The sequence below is a fragment of the Pseudomonas sp. FBCC-B1667 genome (assembly GCF_059133255.1).
Window position 1 is genome coordinate 3,860,291 of the sequence record NZ_CP101437.1, and the last position, 17,416, is coordinate 3,877,706.

At 60.2% G+C, this 17,416-nt stretch carries 16 protein-coding genes; 3 read left to right on the plus strand and 13 right to left on the minus strand.

The genetic code is table 11. From position 1 onward, the window contains the following. Positions 1-98 precede the first annotated feature (98 nt). Complete coding sequence (locus NL116_RS17690; RefSeq protein ID WP_494373312.1) at positions 99-1,841, plus strand: amidohydrolase; 1,743 nt, start codon at positions 99-101, stop codon at positions 1,839-1,841. A gap of 109 nt (positions 1,842-1,950) precedes the next feature. After that, on the plus strand, positions 1,951-2,688 hold the full coding sequence (locus NL116_RS17695) for a TorF family putative porin (protein WP_494373313.1): 738 nt from the start codon (positions 1,951-1,953) through the stop codon (positions 2,686-2,688). Between the two features lie 200 nt (positions 2,689-2,888). Here the strand turns inward: NL116_RS17695 and NL116_RS17700 are convergent, their stop codons facing one another. The 11 genes from NL116_RS17700 to NL116_RS17750 form a co-directional block, all read right to left on the minus strand. Further along, positions 2,889-3,182 carry a DUF971 domain-containing protein gene (locus NL116_RS17700; protein WP_494373314.1) on the minus strand — a complete coding sequence of 98 codons (294 nt, stop codon included), beginning with the start codon at positions 3,180-3,182 and terminating at the stop codon, positions 2,889-2,891. Then, a complete protein-coding gene (locus NL116_RS17705; protein ID WP_494373315.1) occupies positions 3,179-4,141 on the minus strand; it encodes a HEAT repeat domain-containing protein in 963 nt (320 codons plus the stop codon). Before NL116_RS17705 ends, NL116_RS17700 begins: the two co-directional genes overlap by 4 nt. Further along, a complete protein-coding gene (locus tag NL116_RS17710) occupies positions 4,138-4,986 on the minus strand; it encodes an ABC transporter ATP-binding protein (protein ID WP_494373316.1) in 849 nt (282 codons plus the stop codon). Before NL116_RS17710 ends, NL116_RS17705 begins: the two co-directional genes overlap by 4 nt. Beyond that, a complete protein-coding gene (locus NL116_RS17715) occupies positions 4,986-5,768 on the minus strand; it encodes an ABC transporter permease (RefSeq protein WP_494373317.1) in 783 nt (260 codons plus the stop codon). Before NL116_RS17715 ends, NL116_RS17710 begins: the two co-directional genes overlap by 1 nt. Before the next feature lie 137 nt (positions 5,769-5,905). Further along, positions 5,906-7,309, minus strand: coding sequence for an ABC transporter substrate-binding protein (locus tag NL116_RS17720; protein ID WP_494373318.1), 1,404 nt, complete (start codon positions 7,307-7,309; stop codon positions 5,906-5,908). A gap of 233 nt (positions 7,310-7,542) precedes the next feature. Next, positions 7,543-7,788, minus strand: a complete 246-nt coding sequence (locus tag NL116_RS17725; RefSeq protein WP_007946457.1) for a 4Fe-4S dicluster domain-containing protein — start codon at positions 7,786-7,788, stop codon at positions 7,543-7,545. A 25-nt stretch (positions 7,789-7,813) separates the two neighbouring features. Further along, positions 7,814-9,559, minus strand: coding sequence for a fumarate reductase/succinate dehydrogenase flavoprotein subunit (locus NL116_RS17730; protein ID WP_494373319.1), 1,746 nt, complete (start codon positions 9,557-9,559; stop codon positions 7,814-7,816). Continuing rightward, the gene (locus tag NL116_RS17735) at positions 9,556-10,308 is read right to left on the minus strand and encodes a GntR family transcriptional regulator (RefSeq protein WP_494373320.1); all 753 of its coding nucleotides are present in this window, start codon (positions 10,306-10,308) and stop codon (positions 9,556-9,558) included. The genes NL116_RS17730 and NL116_RS17735 overlap by 4 nt, the downstream gene beginning before the upstream one ends. A 143-nt stretch (positions 10,309-10,451) precedes the next feature. After that, on the minus strand, positions 10,452-11,420 hold the full coding sequence (locus NL116_RS17740) for a Gfo/Idh/MocA family protein (protein ID WP_494373321.1): 969 nt from the start codon (positions 11,418-11,420) through the stop codon (positions 10,452-10,454). 16 nt (positions 11,421-11,436) lie between these two features. Next, positions 11,437-12,324, minus strand: coding sequence for a Dyp-type peroxidase (locus NL116_RS17745; protein ID WP_494373322.1), 888 nt, complete (start codon positions 12,322-12,324; stop codon positions 11,437-11,439). Positions 12,325-12,408: 84 nt separating this feature from the next. Further along, positions 12,409-13,470 (minus strand): AraC family transcriptional regulator, encoded by a 1,062-nt coding sequence (locus NL116_RS17750; protein WP_494373323.1) that lies wholly within the window; start codon positions 13,468-13,470, stop codon positions 12,409-12,411. 208 nt (positions 13,471-13,678) lie between these two features. Here NL116_RS17750 and NL116_RS17755 point away from each other — a divergent pair, with 208 nt between their 5' ends. Further along, positions 13,679-14,623 (plus strand): SphA family protein, encoded by a 945-nt coding sequence (locus tag NL116_RS17755; RefSeq protein ID WP_494373324.1) that lies wholly within the window; start codon positions 13,679-13,681, stop codon positions 14,621-14,623. Positions 14,624-14,738: 115 nt separating this feature from the next. Here the strand turns inward: NL116_RS17755 and NL116_RS17760 are convergent, their stop codons facing one another. Further along, positions 14,739-15,947, minus strand: coding sequence for a DSD1 family PLP-dependent enzyme (locus NL116_RS17760; protein ID WP_494378087.1), 1,209 nt, complete (start codon positions 15,945-15,947; stop codon positions 14,739-14,741). 74 nt (positions 15,948-16,021) lie between these two features. Next, complete coding sequence (locus NL116_RS17765) at positions 16,022-17,416, minus strand: D-arabinono-1,4-lactone oxidase (protein ID WP_494373325.1); 1,395 nt, start codon at positions 17,414-17,416, stop codon at positions 16,022-16,024.

Sequence of the window (17,416 nt, forward strand, 5' to 3'; positions counted from 1 at the left end):
TTCCATTCCGGCAAAAACGTTTTTCGTGAGGAAGGCGTTCTGCTGCGCACAAGCAGCCACTAATCTGGCCATCAGACGCAATAACAAGGAAACATTCAATGAAAAGATTCATCCCGAATCTCTTGATGGCCGCTGTTAGTTTTGCCTCGATGGAAGCCATGGCAGCCACCGATCTGGTGCTGATCAATGGCAAGATTTTCACCGCCGACCGTGCCCAACCGAAGGTGCAGGCGCTGGCCGTACAGGACGGCAAGGTGCTGCAGGTCGGCAGCGATGCGCAGATCAAAGCCTTGATCACGCCCGACACCAAAGTGGTCGACCTCGGCGGTAAAACCTTGATGCCGGGCCTGATCGACACCCATTCCCACGCGATTTTCGGCGGCCTGGAAATGGTCTCGGCCAACATGGAAGACGAGGTGGTCGAGCTCGACGAACTGGAAAAACGCCTGCGCGCCTGGCGTGACGACGGCAAGGCCAAACACGGCGATGTGCTGACCATCGCCGGCATGAGTTCGGTGTACTGGGCCAAGGCCGAAGACCTGGGCAAAAAATTCAGCCACGGTGAATGGGCCAACGTGCCCGTCGTATTCACCGGCAGCGACCACCACACAGCCTGGGCCAACGATTTCATGCTCAAGCGCGCCGGGATTGATGCCGCATTGCTCAAGTCATTGCCTGCCGCCGAAGCGGACACCCTCGGCAAACGTGCCGATGGCACCCCCAACGGTTTCCTGGTGGACGCCGGTTGGGACCGGGTGTCCTCGAAAATACCTGTGCCGAGCTCCGCCGACATGCTCAAGGCCGCCCAATCGGCCGTGCGCTATAACAACAGCTTCGGCATCACCGCATGGATGGACCCCGCCGCCAATGCCGCACCCGGCGAAGCGCTGTTCGCGCTCAAGCCCACGGAGAAAACCGTCGGCGTGCTGCCGGCCTATAAAGCGCTGGCCGAAACCGGTGGCATGACGGTCCACGTAGCCGCCCTGCTGGTGGCCAACTCAAAAAGCGTACCGGCCGATCTCGACACGCTGGACAAGGTTCGCCAGCAATTCCAGGGCATCCCCAACCTGACGCTGCCCGGGGTCAAGATCTTCGCCGACGGCGTGATCGAATTCCCGGCTCAGAGCGCGGCGATGATCGACCCTTACAACAACTCGCACAAACAGGGCGAGTTGCTGATCGATCCGAAGCATTTCGGCGAACTGGTCAGCGCCATCGACCAGCGCGGCTGGCTGGTGCACATCCATGCCATCGGCGACCGCGCGGTGCGTGAGGCGCTGAACGGCATCGAACAGGCGCGCAAGGATCGCCAGAGCGGTGTGACGCACTCGATCACCCACCTGCAAATCGTCAATCCGAAAGAGTTTGCGCGGTTCAAACCGCTGAACGTCATCGCCTCGATGCAACTGCTGTGGGCCTCGGCCGACGACTACACCACGGACATGATCAAGCCTTACGTCAGCGCCCTCGCCTTCCGCTATCAATACCCGGCGCATTCGCTGCTCAAACAGGGTGCGACCATCTCGGGGGCGAGTGACTGGCCGGTGTCTTCGCCCAACCCGTGGAACGCCATGGCCCAGGCCATCACTCGCGTCGGGCCATTGGGCGTGCTGAACATCAAAGAAGCTGTGGATCGCGAAACGATGTTCTACGCCTATACCCTGAATGCCGCGCGCACCATCGGCCTGGAGAAGCAGATCGGCTCGCTGACTCCAGGCAAGCAAGCTGACTTTATCGTGCTGGACCGCGACGTCTTCACCGTCGACAACAAGGCCCTGAGCGACACCCAAGTGCTGCAAACCTGGTTCGCCGGGCGCGAAGTCTACGCACCGACCCTCTAATAAAAACCCGCTGTAATCCGCTGCCCGATCCCACGCTCGACGTTGGGGTTTGGCGCAGCTTTGCCACAGAAAAACTGCCCATAACAATCACAATATCGGGACTGCATTCATGAAAGCTTTCACCCTGTTCGCCCTTGGCTCCTTGAGTCTGCTGCCGTTGAGCAGCCAGGCCATCGTCTTGAACGACGACTTCTCCGTACTGGTGGACCTGACCCTGGCGAGCGATTACCGCACCCGCGGCATTTCGCAAACGCTCAATGACCCCGCCGTGCAAGCCGGTGTGACCCTGGCGCACAGCACGGGTTTATACGTGGGTGCCTGGAGTTCCAACGTCGACTTCGGCGGCGACCTGAAAACCCGCCAGGAAGTGGATTACTACGGCGGCTGGCTCTGGGAAGCGACCGAGGACGTCAACCTCGACATCGGTTACCTCAAGTACACGTACCCGAAAGAAAGCCAGTTCAACCAGAGCGAGGTCTACGGCATTCTCAGCGCCTACGGGGTGAAACTCGGCGCTTATTACTCCGACGATGCACCGGGAGTCGATAGCAAGCAGAACTCGCTGTACAGCTATGTCGGTTACGAAACCCAGTTGCCTTATGACACTGGCCTGAAACTGCGCTACGGCAACATGGACTTCAAAGACCCGCACCTGTACTCGAGCTCCGGCCATGCCGAGGACTCGTACCGCGAATGGGAAGTCAAACTGACCCACGAACTGGCCGGGGTGATGCTGGGCCTGAGCTACATCGACACCGACCTGTCGAAAAGCCAATGCACCAGCAACTGGGGCTACGACGACGTGTGCAGCGCCACCGTGGTGGCGAGTGTCAGCAAGTCTTTCTGACCCACACAGCTCCCCCATTGATTCAAGGGTTTCAGCAAATCCTTCTGACCACACAATTCCACTGTGGGAGCGAGCTTGCTCGCGAAGGCGGTTTAACATTCAACATCAATGTTGACTGAGCCGCCGCTTTCGCGAGCAGGCTCGCTCCCACATTGATTGGCGTGGTGTCAGCAAATCCTTCAGGCCCACACGCTCCCACATTAGATATTTGTAGTTTCAGGGGTGAGTTGTGCCAGGTAGGGCCACGGGTAGATGCCGCGTTCGTGGCCATCGCTGAAGATCAGTTGCACGCCATAGCCTTGAGGATTCAACTCGACCACACGGATTCGCGGATCAACCTTCACCGTCAGCCCTTGCAGCCGAAATGCCCGGCATTGCGAGCACGGGCACTGACGCCTCAGTTCAGCATGATCCAGCCGTTGCTCACGCCCATCCGGCCAGTTCAATCGCAGCTGCTGTTTACTCTGGGAATTACCCACCGCCACCGGGTTCACAGCAGCTGACTCAAGGCAATGCGCACGGCTTTGCGGACTTCCGGGTCACCGTCGTCTTGTGCGGCCTGCAAGGGGGCAATGGCGCCTTTATCGTTCAATTCTCCGAGGGCCAGCGCGGCTTCCTTGCGCAGATTGCTGATGCGATGGCCGAGGGTTTCAATCAGGCCGTTCAGGGCCGGGACGTAACGCAAGCGGCCGAGGCTGCGAGTGGCGCGCAGGCGGACTTGCCAATAGTCGTCGCTCAAGGCTGCGACCAGTGCGCTGCCTGCATCAATGTGGCCGACTTTGCCCAACGTAGTCGCGGCTTCTTCGCGCACTTGCCAGGCATCGTCTTGCAAGGCTTGGCGCAGCGCGGGTAGCACATGAGCGTCGGACGCCAGACCGAGGGCACCGGTGGCGGCGCGACGGACTTCGGTGTCCGGGTCGGCGCTGGCCAATCTCGCCAACGCCGGCAACGCGTCGAGGTGTTTGAGCCAGCCGAGAACGCCCACCGCCTCACGACGAACGCTGGCGTCTGCATCGTTCAACGCGGCTAAAGCGGCCGCGGCAGCCTCCGGAAAGCGCAACTCACGCAACGCCCTGAACGCGGCAATGCGCACACGGGCCTCGGCATGCCCGGCCCACGGCAGAATCACCCGACCCGCGGCTTCGCTTTTGAGCAAACTGAGGCTCTGTGCGGCGGCCGCTTGCACGGCCGACGAGGGATCGGTCAGCGCCTGGCACAGTGCTTCAACCACGGCTTGCTCCTCCCAGGCCTCGAGCAAACGCGCGGCTTCGGCGCGGACTGCTTCGTTCGGATCTTCAGCCAGTCGATTGACCAGCCACAACAAGCCGTCCGGTTCTTCAAGGTCGGCCAGCTCGATCAGCGCGATGCGGCGCACGCCGGGGTCGTCATCAGTCAGGCGCGGTTGCAGGGCAAGGATTTCGTCGTTGTCGGTTACATCGAATAGAGAGGTCATAGGGCAAATCGCGGCAGTTTGTTTTCAGGGGGCAGTCCGAGAGGGTTCAGGCGCGGGAGCTGCCGACCGTCTTCGTGACGCAGTAATTCGAGGCAATGGCGCTTCAGGCGAGAGAATTCATGGCTTGTCACCAGTTCGGTGGTGCGGGGCCTTGAGAAGTCGAGGCGCAGGTCTTCGATGATCCGGCCGGGCCGCGAGCTCATGACCAGCAGGCGATCCGCGAGGAACAACGCTTCGTCGATGTCATGGGTGACAAACACCACGGTGGTGCGAATCCGCGTCCAGATGTCGAGTAGCAGTTCCTGCATGTTCAACCGGGTCAGTGCGTCGAGGGCGCCGAAGGGTTCGTCCATCAGCAACAGGCGCGGGCGGTTGATCAGCACCCGGGCGATTTCCACCCGTTGCTGCATGCCGCCGGAGAGCTGGTCCGGCCAGCGCTCGGCAAAATCTTCGAGGCCCACCAAGGCAAGGATTTCATCGGCGGCTGTATGGCGTTCAGCCTTGCCGATGCCGCGCATCTTCAGGCCGAACGCAACGTTGTCGCGAACGGTTCGCCACGGGAACAACGTGTGGTGCTGGAACACCATGCCGCGCTGCGGCGACGGGCCCAAGACATTCGCACCATCGACTTTCACGGTTCCGGCGCGCAGTTGCAGATGCCCCGCCAGCGCACCGAGCAAGGTCGATTTGCCGCAACCGGACGGCCCGAGAATGCACACGAACTGCCCCGCTTCAATCTGGCAGTCCAGGCCTTGCACGGCTTCGAAGGCCTGCGGACCCTCTCCGAGGACGATGGACAACTGGCGAATATCGATCCGCCCTTCCGGGGTTTGCATCACGCTCATCAGGCTTTTCCTCGTGGTCGGTGCCACGGCGTGAACAGCCCGCCGAGACGTTTGATCAGCAGGCTGCTGCCCATCCCGAGCACACCGATCAGCAACATGCCGACCACGATGTCGGCGTAGTTCTGGATGGTGTAGGACTCCCAGGTGTAATAGCCGATGCCGTACTGGCCGGAGATCATTTCCGCCGTCACCAGGCAGAACCACGAGGTGCCCATGCCGATGGCGAGGCCGGTGATGATGCTTGGCGCCGCCCCTGGCAGGATCACTTCCAGCAGAACCGCCCGACGCCCTGCCCCGAGGCTTTTGGCCGAGGCGATCAGGCGAGGGTCGACGCCTTCAACGCCGTGCACGGTATTGAGCAGAATCGGGAACAGCGCGCCGGTGAAGGTGATGAAGACCATCGACAGTTCCGAGGATGGGAACATCAGGATCGCTAGCGGAATCCAGGCAACGGCGGGGATTGGCCGCAGGACTTCCAGTGGCGGCAGCAGCACGTCTTCAGCCCATGTCGAGCGGCCGATGGCCAAGCCGAGGGCGATGCCGATGATCAGCGCCGCGAGGTAACCGGCGAAGACCCGGCTGAGGCTGCTGCTCAGGTGTTGGCCGAGTTTGCCGGAATCACCGAGGCCCAACGCAGCCTGGATGACAGCCACTGGCGTCGGGACGTTGGCGAAAGTAATCAGGCCGAGGTTCCAGTGGTGGCTGGCGGCGAGTTGCCAGAACAGCAGGCAGAGCAGCAGCGAAGCGGCTCTGGGGATCCAGCGTGCATAGGATCGATACACAATTCTTCCTCTTAACCGGGATCACTGTGGGAGCGAGCTTGCTCGCGATAGCGGACTGACATTCAACATTGATGTCGACTGCTCCAACGCTATCGCGAGCAAGCTCGCTCCCACAGGGGAAATGCGGTGTGTTTGGGTTAGCGGGCGGCAACGGCCTGGGTGGTGGCTTCGCTGAAGTCGAAGACTTTTCCGCCCTGAGTCGTGGCAAATTGTTGAGCCTGGCCTTTGAGCAGGAACGCGCTGAGGCGTCCTTTTGCATCACTGGCAAACCACGCCTGATCCGCCAGTAACTTGATCCCGCTGTCGCTGGCTTGGGCGTACACCGCACGGATGTTTTTGCCTTCCGACTTCAAACCGGCCAACGCGGTGAAGGCCGCTTGCGCCGAGGCGTACTGTCGGACTTTCGGTTCGCCGCGCACCCAGATTTCCGCGACATGGCTGAAGTCGGTGATCGCCTGGCCATTCGATGCATCAACCGCTTTCAACGGCGTTTGTCCGTAGTTGGCCAGTTGCGCGGTGTAATCCAGATTTGAAGCCTTGAACGCAGCACGGATGTATTGATCGTCGATAAAGGTCGTGAGATCGAGACCACGATCAGCCTTCTTCAATAATTTGAGCGTATCGATGGCGGTACCCACGGCTTGACGGTATTCCGGCTTCCAGCTCAGGTCGCGGGTTTGCACGCCCAACGGACCATGGAAAAGATAATTGACCTCGGCATCGACGCCAGTGACCTTGGCAATCAGTTCACTGTATTTCTCCGGTTCTGCCGCCAGCAACTGATTGGCCTCGATGCTCGCCCGCAGATAGGCGACGACGATCTCCGGGTACTTCTTCGCGTACGCCTGATCCACCAACGCGCCGTGGAAGGTCGGTGCGCCGGCCTGGGCACCGTCGTAAATCTTGCGCGCGAAACCACGGCTCGGGAACAGTTCAGCAAACGGCACGAAGTCGGCGTGGGCATCGATTTTTCCGGCTTGCAACGCGGAGCCTGCGACTTCTGGCGGCTGGGCGATGATGTTGACGTCTTTGAGCGGATCCCACCCCTGAGCGGCGACGGCGCGCAGCAACATGCCATGGGCGGTCGAGGCGAACGGCACGGAAATGGTTTTGCCCTTCAGCTCCGACAAGGACTGCACACCCGAAGCGCTCGGCACCACAATGCCGTTGCCGCTGCCCTTGATGCTGCCCGAGAGCACGCTGATGAACAGGCTGTGCTTGCCGGCGGTTTCGAACGCCACGCCGTTGAACGCGCCGGGGAAATCGGCCATGGCGCCGAAGTCGAGTTTGCCGGCGACCATCTCGTTGGTCAGCGGTGCGCCACTGGTGAAGTTTTTCCACTCCACTTCATAGTTGGCGTCTTTGTATTGGCCGCCGTGAGGCAGGTATTTGTCGAGCAGGCCGAGCTCACGAATCAGCAATCCGCCGGCGGCGCAATTGATGGTGGTGTCCTGGGTGCCAATGGCAATGCGGATGGTTTCGGCGGAGGCCGACAGGGTGAATGAGGCCAGTACCAGACCGGCGAATGCTGCACGCAACATGGGTATATCCCCTCGAATCATTTGTTGGATGTTCGTCTCCGCCACGATCAGGGCGTGGTGGGAAACGAGGGGTGGTTTTCAATTCAGCGTCCGGGGTTTGCGGATGGCTTTTTTGGAGCTGTCAAAGATCCGATGTAGGAGTGAGCCTGCTCGCGATAGCGGTGGCACATCCAACATCTCATTGCCTGAATCATCGCTATCGCGAGCAGGCTCACTCCTACAGGGACTGTGTTTCAACGGAGCAAATAAGGTATTTCAACTTTCACCGCCCCGGTCGGGCAGTCCTTTTCACAGGGCATGCAGTACCAGCATTCATCAAACGCCATGTAGGCTTTTTGGGTGGCCGGGTTGATCGCCAGCAGGTCCATCGGACAGACGTCGACGCACACGGTGCAGCCTTTGTGGGCGATGCAAAGATCCTCGTCGACCGTGACCGGTGCGTTGGAACGGAAGAAGATTTCCTGGGGTTGATAGGCCATCGGGCAGTCTCTCTGTTAATGATGCTCAGGCGGCAAAGGCACCGACGCGCAACCGGTCGTAGGCCTGCATTTCTTCGGCATCGAGCGGGATGATGTAAGGCTCGACGGCTTTCTTGAAACTGGTCATCTGGCCGTCGTCACCCTTTTTCAGGTGGCAATGGCAGAACCAGTCGCCGTCATTGCGTTGCGGGTGGTCGACCCGATAGTGGTAAAGCCCCCAGCGACTTTCGGCGCGGTACAAGGAGGCGCGGGCGGCCATTTCGGCGCAGTCGCGGATCATGCTGACTTCCATGGCGCGCATCAGTTCGTGGGCGTTATGGGCCTTGATTTGATCGAGATCACGCTGGATATCGCTAAAGCGTTGCAGGCCGATTTGCATCTTCCTGGTCACTTTCGGCGGTTGCAGGTAGTCGTTCACGAAACGTCGCAGCTTGTATTCGACTTGCGCGGGCGGCAGGCCGTGTTCGCGGTCAAGTGGCGCGTAGACCCTCTGTTTTTCCGTTTCGATCTGTTTGGCATCGACGACTGAGAACTCGCGTCCGGCGACGAAATCCGCTGCGTTGGTGCCGGCAAACCAGCCATAAGTAAACGCACCTAGCATGTAGTTGTGTGGCACCGCCGCCATGTCACCGGCCGAATACAAACCTTTGACCGACGTCTCGGCTCGCTCGTTGACCCACACACCGGACGCCGAATGTCCGCTGCAAAAACCGATCTCGGAAATGTGCATCTCAACCATCTGCGTGCGGTAATCGTTGCCGCGATTGGCGTGAAACTGGCCGCGACTCGGACGTTCGTTGCTGTGCAGGATCTCTTCGATGTTCTGGATGGTTTCCTCGGCCAAGTGGTCAAGTTTGAGGAACACCGGACCGTTGCCGCTTTCGAGTTCCTGGTGGAACTCCCACATCATCTGGCCGCTCCAGTAGTCGCACTCGATGAAACGTTCGCCTTTATTGTTGGCGGTGTAACCGCCCAAGGGTCCGGTGACGTAGGCGCAGGCCGGGCCGTTGTAATCCTTGATCAGCGGGTTGATCTGGAAGCATTCCAGGTTCGCCAGTTCAGCCCCGGCGTGATACGCCATGGCATAACCGTCGCCAGCATTGGTCGGGTTTTCGTAGGTGCCCATCAGGTAACCCGAGGACGGCAATCCCAGGCGCCCCGCGGCGCCGCAGCACAAAATCACCGCTTTAGCCTTGATCACATGGAAGTCGGCGGTGCGGCAGTCGAAACCCATCACACCGTTGACCGCGCCCTCTTCGTCCGTCAGCAATCGGGTACACACCAGGCGATTGGTGATGCTGACCCGAGCCCGTTTCAATTGGCGATACAGAACCTTTTTGATGTCGTGCCCTTCCGGCATCGGCAGCACGTAGGCACCCATGTGATGGACCTTTTTCACCGCGTAGTCACCGGTTTCGTCTTTCTCGAACTTCACGCCCCAGCGGTCCAGTTGCGAGAGGGTTTCAAAACTGTGGGTGGCGTAGGCGTACACCGCCGCCTGATTGACGATGCCGTCGTTGGCGATGGTGATTTCCTTGGTGTACTGCTCCGGCGTCGAATGGCCAGGAATGATCGCGTTGTTCAGGCCGTCCATGCCCATGCTGATCGCGCCGCTGCGCTTGACGTTGGCCTTGTCGATCAACAACACGCGCAGATCGCGGTTGCGTTCCTTGGCCTTGATCGCCGCCATCGGCCCTGCCGTGCCACCGCCGATCACGACGATGTCGTATTCCTGCTCCAACGTGCTTCTGGTTATTGAACTGTGCGTCATGCCTGCGCCCCTTTTTGCCGGTCGATCCGCAGGCGGTACTGGAAGGCATCGCCACGGTAGTAAAGGTGTTCGAAGTCCACGGGCTGGCCGCTGGCGTCGTGGGTCAGGCGCTCGATGCGCATGATTGGCGAACCCGGTTCGACGTTGAGTGCCTGGGTCAGGTCGCTGTCGGCCAGGACCGCGTCGATGGCCAGATCGGCGTGGCCAAGGGCCAGGCCGCAGTCGTTTTCAAGAATCAGGAAGATGTCGCGAGTGACCAGATCAGCCTTCTCCAGCCGTTCGCCGAGGCTTTTGGGCAGGTAGGTGATTTCCAGCGAGATCGGCTCGCGATTGATCAGCCGCACCCGTTTGATCTGGGCCACGGTTTCCCCTTCGGCGACCTGCAAGCGTTCGGCGACGAGTTTGTCGGCGGCGATGAATTTGAAGCTGCGCAGTCGGTTGATCACCTCGTAGCCGCGACCGGTCATGGACTCGGCCAGGCCTTGCAGGGTGCTCACGTTCTGGAAGGTTTTGGGTTTGGCGACGAAGGTGCCTTTGCCGTGGATCTTGAAGATCAGCCCTTCTTTCTGAAGATCACCCAAGGCTTGGCGCACGGTGATGCGGCTGACTTTGAACAGCGCGCCAAGTTCGCTTTCGGAGGGCATCTGGCTGTCTTGCGGGTATTCACCGTCGAGGATGCGGGCGCGTAGCACGTCGCGTAACTGGGTGTGCAGAGGGACGCTGCTGAGGGATAGAACGTTATCAGTCATGGAAGATCACTTGTTATAACGAGTTATGACGTGATCTTAGAGAGAAGGTGCGGGGGTTGAGAAATACTGTTTGAGCATAAGGTTAGAGCGGCTCGCAAAACGAACCTGCCGAGGCAGTTTTTGTGGCGAGGGAGCTGTGAAACTCAGGTGCGCTTGAGGATCTGGTCCATCACCCAGTCGGTTTTCAGGGCTTGCGCTGCCACCGCCGGGTGCTGCGCTTGACCGCGAATGTGCGCGTTCATGCCCAGCACGTGGTGCCACTGGATGTGCTCGTGATGGTCGATGTGCAGGCTGAGCTGTTCATCCGCCTGGAGCTGCACGGGATGCTCGTCGAACACCGAAAAGCTGATCCGCCCTTGGCTGCCAATCACCTCGACCCGATCCTCCCGACGATCCGCCACGAAGTTCCAGCAACCCATGCCCGTCGCGCCGGACGCAAACCGCCACGTCGCACTGACCGCGTCTTCGGCGGCATACAACCCGGCCTGTCGCGCCGTGAAACCGGCCACTTCAGTGATGTCGCCAAGCAGGTACTGGAACAGATCAAACCCGTGGCTGGCGAGGTCCACGAAGTAGCCGCCACCGGCAACGCCGGGGTCCGTGCGCCAGTTGTGCGCGCCGCCCAGATCGACGGGTGACGGGGCTTTGGTGAGGGTCCAGGTCAGGTGCCGGACCTCGCCGATCCGCCCCGCTTCCAGCCACTGCCGCACGTGCTGGAAGCGCGGCAGCGAGCGTCGGTAGTAGGAAACGAACAGGTGCAATCCGGCGTCAGCAAAGACCTGGTGCATTTCGCGGCTTTGCCCGGCATTCAGCGACATCGGTTTTTCGACGCAGCAATGTTTGCCGGCGGCGGCCACCATCAGGCTGTAGGCGTGGTGACTGTCGGGTGGCGTGGCGATGTACACCGCGTCCACCTCGGGGTCATTGATCAGCGCTTGCGCGTCGGTGTACACCCGGTCGATGCCATGGCGCGTGGCGTAATCCGTCACCGCCTCCAGACGCCGCCCCATCACCGCTACCAATGCCGAACCGGGCGCCTTGTAAAAGGCCGGCCCGCTCTTGCGCTCAGCGACGCTGCCACAACCAATCATGCCCCACCGCACCACGTCCATGTTCACGTCCTGTTGGTTAGCCGATACGCAAGGCGCGCAAGTCCAGATGACCGTCCTTGAGCGGCGGGCACCAGTAGTAGCCGCCGGTGATCGGGCGGCTGATACGGTACAGACCGTCAGTGATGCCGTCTTCCAGACCACTCATGCGCCGCAGTTGCGCTTCGAAAGCGTCGAGGGAAAAGCCGAACGCGAGGAACATCAGGCCGGCGCGATCCCCTTCGATCCAAGGCATCGAGCGGCGCACCACGAACGCCTCGGGGGCGAAGCTTTCCTGGGCGGTGCGCTTGACGTGGGCCGAGACTGGGGCGTCATCGAGTTCTTCGTTGTCACTCAATCGACGGCCCATGATGTTGTCTTTTTCATGGGACGGCAGCGCGTGGAAGCCCTTGAGGTCATGCTGCCACTGCTGGATCGCGGCAAAGCTGCCACCGACCAAGCCGTCAGCGCCTTCGCCCAACAGGGCCGCGGCGACAGCGGCGTCGTCGTGCGGGTTTTCGGTGCCGTCTTCGTAGCCGGTCAGATCGTGGCCCGTCATGTGGCGGAAGGTTTCGTTCATCTGCACCAGGCGCAGGGCCGGTGCCAGCGCGGCTTCGATGGCTTGGCTGCGGTTGAGCAACTCACCCCGGTCGACGCCATGCAACCAGCACCAGAGTGCGTGTTGCGTCGACGGGTTGTCGACGCCCACACCGGTCAGTGCCGGAAAGGCACGCAGGCCATCGACCTTTGCGTGTAACGCCTTGACCAGCGATTCCCCGAAACCGACGACAGCCGATTTTCCGTCCACCAGTTGCATCAAGTTGTCGAGCGCGACAGGCAAGGCTTCGACGGATTCAAGGGCGAAGAACATATGACGGGCTTGAGGCGGAACGGGGGTGGCGAGAATGCCCGGCTGGTAATAGCTCATATGAACTCCTTGAAAAAGAGCACGGAGTTTAACCGGGGAAAGACCATTTGTGTGCACCGTCCCTTAGCAGCCTCGCGTTGCTCGTCAGTTGCTCCAGGGGGTCAGGGGGTCGAGGTGTGGGGTTTCGTTGCGGAATGCGCTAGGGCTCATGCCAGTCCAGCGTTTGAAGGCGCGGCGGAAGCTGCGTACGTCGCTGTAGCCAACTTCTTCGGTGATGCGTTCGATAGACATGTCCGGGTTGGCCAGCAGGCTCATGGTGCGGGCCTGGCGCACTTGTTCCAGCAAGGTTTCGAAGGTCAGCGCGTGTTCGGTGAGGCGGCGGCGCAAGGTGCGGCTGCTCATGTTCAAGTCGCCGGCGATTTTCTCGATGTGACTGCCCTCGGCCAGGTCCCGGGCAATCGCCCGTTCCACAGCCTGGATCAAGTCCATTTTCTGGTGCACTTGCGCGGCTTCCAGCTCCAGTAATTTGACTGCCTGACGCAAGGCCAGGGAATGGTGATTGGGCAAGCGAACATCGAGCCAATGCCCCGCGATCACCATGCGATTCTGCAAGCATCCGAAGCGCACGTCCGGCCCCATCACCCGCGAATATTCGCCGAGATAATCCGGCGCCGCGTGCATGAACTCCACCGCCATCGGCTTGAAATCCGCCCCGACCAACGCCCGGCCATACACCAGCAGACTGGCGAAAAACTCCTCGACCGCAAACAGTTGCACATCGGCGAACGGCAAGCGGCATTCAACGTCGACAAACACCCGCCCCCCCGCCTCTTCCACGCTCGACACGACAATCCCGCCGGAGGTGTGCTGATGCCGAATGCCCAGTTCAAAAGCATCACGCAGGGTCTTGCACAGCGACAACACATGACCCAGCAACCCCAGCGTGCCGAGCACATTCTGCGCCCCGACCCACAAGCCCAGGCCCTGATTGGGCAAGGCTTTGAGTGCGCGCTGAATCATCGCCACGGCCTGCCGATAGGAAATCCGTTGCGCCGGGTCCTGGAGATCTTCAAAGGTAAAACCCAGCCCTCGGCACAGGCTGTCAGGGTTGATGCCATTTTGCTCGGCGACTTCGGCGAGGGTTTGCAGGAGAAACGGCGACACCAGCGCCAGTTCAAAGGTGGGATCAGTCACTTTCATTTGCATGGGGCTGTGCATTCCGGGGCGAACTGCATTCTTATTTTTGTTACCGGTTATGTCGAAGGAAATTAGCACAGGGTTTAAAGGCTGTCCGCAGAAGTCCCCCTAAATGGCCGCCAATACCCTGCCTTGCACGGCAAGGACAGCTTATTTCTATGTTGCGGCCCTCGTATGGACGCAGGACAGCCCGCTAACAATAATAATGAGTACACCCATGATCCCGACCCGCACGAGATTTCCCCTACTGGTCATCAGCCTGGCGGGCGTCTGCGCCGCTCATTCGGCGCTGGCCACCGAGGCTGGCGTGGACAACATCGGCACCGGCACCGACGGTTTTTTCATGTTGCCGCTGTCGCCCGACAGCCTTCCGGACAACATGGTTGCGTTCAACCTCTACTACAACCACTACACGTCGACGAAGCTGAACATCAGCTCGCTCGGCGGCAAGGTGCCGGACGTCGATATCGAATCCACGGCCGTCATTCCGCGCCTGGATTACCTCAGCCCGGTGCGGGTGTTCGGCGGCCGGTTGGCGGGCTACATCGCGCAGCCCTGGCTCAAGCAGGAAGTCGCGGTGTTCGGCTTGCACGACACCCGCGAAGGCATGGGCGACACCACCGTCGCACCGATCATTCTGTGGGACATGGGGCCTAACCTGACCCTCGGTGCCGCCCTGGAAATCACCGTGCCGACCGGCGAATACAGCGTCGATCGCCTGGCCAACACCAGCAACAACTTCTACACCTACAAACCGTTGTTCTCCTTCACTTGGCTGCCAACGGAAAATACTGAGATGTCGATGAAGACGACGTACAGCTTCAATGGCAAAAACAAAGACACCGATTACGAGTCAGGGCAGATTTTCCACTTCGATTATTCGGCCAGCTACAAAATCACCGACAACCTGATGCTCGGGTTGAATGGCTACTACCTCAAGCAAACCACCGACGACAAACAGTTCGGCCACACCGTGCAGTTCAATGGTGAGAATGTGAATGACGGCGTACGCGGCCAGGTGTTTGCGATCGGTCCGGCTTTGCACTGGACCTTTCTTGAATACGCCAGTGCGGAAATTCGCTGGGCCAAGGAGTTTGATGTGGAGAACCGGCCGGAAGGGGAAATGCTTTGGGCCAAGGTCAGTATTCCTTATGCGTTTTGACTGAACGACCGCCTTCGCGAGCAAGTCGAACCGTCGCACAGCCGCTCCCACATTTGGAATGCATTCCCTGTGGGAGCCTGCTCGCGAAGGCGATAGGCCAGACACCAGAAAACCTTCAGTAATACACCGGCCAAGAGTCGACGATCCGCCCACCCCGAACCGCCAGCACATCCCCAAACTGCAACAACACTGACTCCGTCTGGGTCGGCCGCAAAAACACCTGGTCCTCAACCCCAAGCCCCACCGCCGCCGAACCATTGACCATTTCCTGATTCGAGCTGCGGCCATACACCCCGTTACTCTGCAACCCCGATGGCGATTCAAACTCCGCCATCCAGTTACCGCCATAAATGAAAAACGTTTCGCGCTGATTGGTGTCCCACCACGAGAACAGCCGGGACTTGTCATCCAGCGCCGGAATGTTCACCGCCCCGGTGCTTTTCAACACCGGCGTGGCGATAAAAGCCGCAGGCACATGCTCTACCAGCGACGGCAAATCGTAATGTGTCGGCTTGAGCATCGCCGTCCCCACCGAAACCTCACTGCTGAGCCGTTCATGCTCATGCATGCGATAACTCGGGCTGCCAGCAGTGTTGAGGGTCAGCCCTTCATGCCACAGTCCGGGATATTGCTGACGGGTGAAGTCGACGCAGCGGTTGTAAATCACCATCACGTTGGCGAACAGTTCTTCGGGCGAGCCCAATATCCCTGGCACGCCCATGCCCACAAACGGGTCGTAGCCCATGAACCCGGCGAACTCCAGGTGCTGAGGATTTTTGCTGATCAGCGCCAACATCGGCCCGAGCATAGCCGCATCACTCACACCACCGCGGTGCAGCCCCACATCCAGTTCGATATTCACCCGCAATCGCGTGCCCAACCCCTGCGCCAGCGTGAGGTATTGTTGAAGTCGTTCAGGCGTATCAAGCAACCATTGCAATTGCTGCGACGGATCGAAAGGCCCTTTGTGCGACTGATAAAACAACTCGGCCGAACGCACCGGCAGCGGCTTGCCCAACAGAATGTCGGACTCGGGAAACTGCAGCGCATCATGATTGAGAAACGGCTGATGAAACGACATCAACCGTTGCGTGCCCGCGCGCTTGGCGATGTAGGCCAGCAGCCCCGGCGCCGGCAGTGATTTCTCCACCAGGCGCAGGTGCTTGCCGCCCCGCTTTACCGACAACATCACCTCATCGATGTTGTGATCCAGCCGATCAAGATCGATCAGCATCACCGGCCGCATCGGCCCGTGTTCCTTGAGTTCGCTGTTCAGCGTATGAAAATATTCGCTGTACGGCGCGCCTCGGTCACCCGGCCGCAACCACGCCCCCACACCCGCCAGCAACACGCCCATGCCGGCAGCGCCCATCAGAAAATTGCGTCGATTGACCGCCATCAGCTCACCCCCAGAATCGATGACAAGTGCGCATTGAGGAATTTGCCGCTGGGGTCCAGTGCCTCCCGGACTTCGATAAATTCCTGCCAGCGCGGGTACAGCGGCTGCAGGTTTTTTGCGTTGAGCGTGTGCAATTTGCCCCAGTGCGGCCGGCCGTTGTACTTCCAGAAAATCGGCTCGATAGCCGCGAAAAAGTTGTGATGGTCCATCTGATAATGCTGGTGAACAGAGATCGAGCAACTGTCGCGGCCTTCGAACATGCTCAGGGGAATGTCGTCGGCTTTGACGTAGCGGTATTCAATCGGAAACCAGGTGCGCAGGTCTTTGTCCTGAATCAGCTTGAGGATTTCGCGCAGGCACGCCGGGCCGTGTTCGGCCGGCACTGAATATTCCATTTCGTTGAAACGCACCGTGCGCACGTTGGCGTAGATGTCGAACGAGTCGCCCACCCGGTCATCAAAACTGGCGAGGTGGCGCAGGCTGTTGAGCATCGTGCGGCGCAGGTCCGGGAAGTCGCTGCCGTACTTGTCGATCTTCTCGATCAGCGTGACGAACTCATTGCCGCCCTCCTCATCCGCCGGAATCGGTGGTGTCGCCGGGTCGGTGGTTTCGTTGAGGGCAATCGACAAGGCGTAGTCGGAATGGGTCACCACGAGCATTTCCCAGTGCTGGTTTTCCCGGGTGTTTTTGTCGAGGTCTTCCAGCAGTTCTTCAGTTTTGGCGATCCACTGCCGCTCCCTCAAGCGATACGCCGGGCGGTTTTGCAGACGGATTTTCGTCGCCACCCCAAGCGCACCGAGGGACACCCGCGCCGCGCTGAACACCTCTGGATGACGTGTGCTATCGCAGTCCAGCACCTCGCCCGTGGCCGTCACCCATTGCAGGCCGCAGACGTGGGCGGAATAGGACTGGAAGTGCTTGCCGGTGCCGTGGGTCGAGGTGGAGATCGCGCCGGCGAGGGTCTGGTAATCAATGTCAGCCATGTTTTGCAGGGCCTGGCCAATGTCCTTGAGCGGTGGGCCCATGCGCGACATCGGTGTGCCGGCAGCGAACTCGGCTTGCAGGGTTTTCGCGTCGTGATCGAGCAACCCGGTGAAATAACTCAGGGACAGCAACGTGCCGTCGGTGGGCACCAGCGCGCTGAAGGAATGCGCCGAACCCACCGGGCGAATCTTGCCCGTGGCCTGGCGCACAACCTCGGTCAATTCATCGAGGTTCTTCGGTGCCAGCCGCGCCGTCGGCAGGCAACTCTGGCCCCCCGACCAGTTACGCCAGGGGATCAGCCGTGGCGCGCGCAGCAGTTCGGCCAGCGCCGGTGTTGAGCCGAGCGCGGTAAAGGCGCCAATGACACTCGCCCGTTGCAACAACTGACGCCGTGTTAAGTCCATCGTCAT

Bases quoted from the DNA above. Each gene is read 5' to 3' on its own strand.
- NL116_RS17690 (WP_494373312.1), top strand. From the start codon at position 99: ATGAAAAGATTCATCCCGAATCTCTTGATGGCCGCTGTTAGTTTTGCC.
- NL116_RS17695 (WP_494373313.1), top strand. From the start codon at position 1,951: ATGAAAGCTTTCACCCTGTTCGCCCTTGGCTCCTTGAGTCTGCTGCCG.
- NL116_RS17705 (WP_494373315.1), bottom strand. From the start codon at position 4,141: ATGACCTCTCTATTCGATGTAACCGACAACGACGAAATCCTTGCCCTG.
- NL116_RS17710 (WP_494373316.1), bottom strand. From the start codon at position 4,986: ATGAGCGTGATGCAAACCCCGGAAGGGCGGATCGATATTCGCCAGTTG.
- NL116_RS17720 (WP_494373318.1), bottom strand. From the start codon at position 7,309: ATGTTGCGTGCAGCATTCGCCGGTCTGGTACTGGCCTCATTCACCCTG.
- NL116_RS17725 (WP_007946457.1), bottom strand. From the start codon at position 7,788: ATGGCCTATCAACCCCAGGAAATCTTCTTCCGTTCCAACGCACCGGTC.
- NL116_RS17730 (WP_494373319.1), bottom strand. From the start codon at position 9,559: ATGACGCACAGTTCAATAACCAGAAGCACGTTGGAGCAGGAATACGAC.
- NL116_RS17735 (WP_494373320.1), bottom strand. From the start codon at position 10,308: ATGACTGATAACGTTCTATCCCTCAGCAGCGTCCCTCTGCACACCCAG.
- NL116_RS17740 (WP_494373321.1), bottom strand. From the start codon at position 11,420: ATGGACGTGGTGCGGTGGGGCATGATTGGTTGTGGCAGCGTCGCTGAG.
- NL116_RS17745 (WP_494373322.1), bottom strand. From the start codon at position 12,324: ATGAGCTATTACCAGCCGGGCATTCTCGCCACCCCCGTTCCGCCTCAA.
- NL116_RS17750 (WP_494373323.1), bottom strand. From the start codon at position 13,470: ATGCAAATGAAAGTGACTGATCCCACCTTTGAACTGGCGCTGGTGTCG.
- NL116_RS17755 (WP_494373324.1), top strand. From the start codon at position 13,679: ATGATCCCGACCCGCACGAGATTTCCCCTACTGGTCATCAGCCTGGCG.
- NL116_RS17765 (WP_494373325.1), bottom strand. From the start codon at position 17,416: ATGACGATGGACTTAACACGGCGTCAGTTGTTGCAACGGGCGAGTGTC.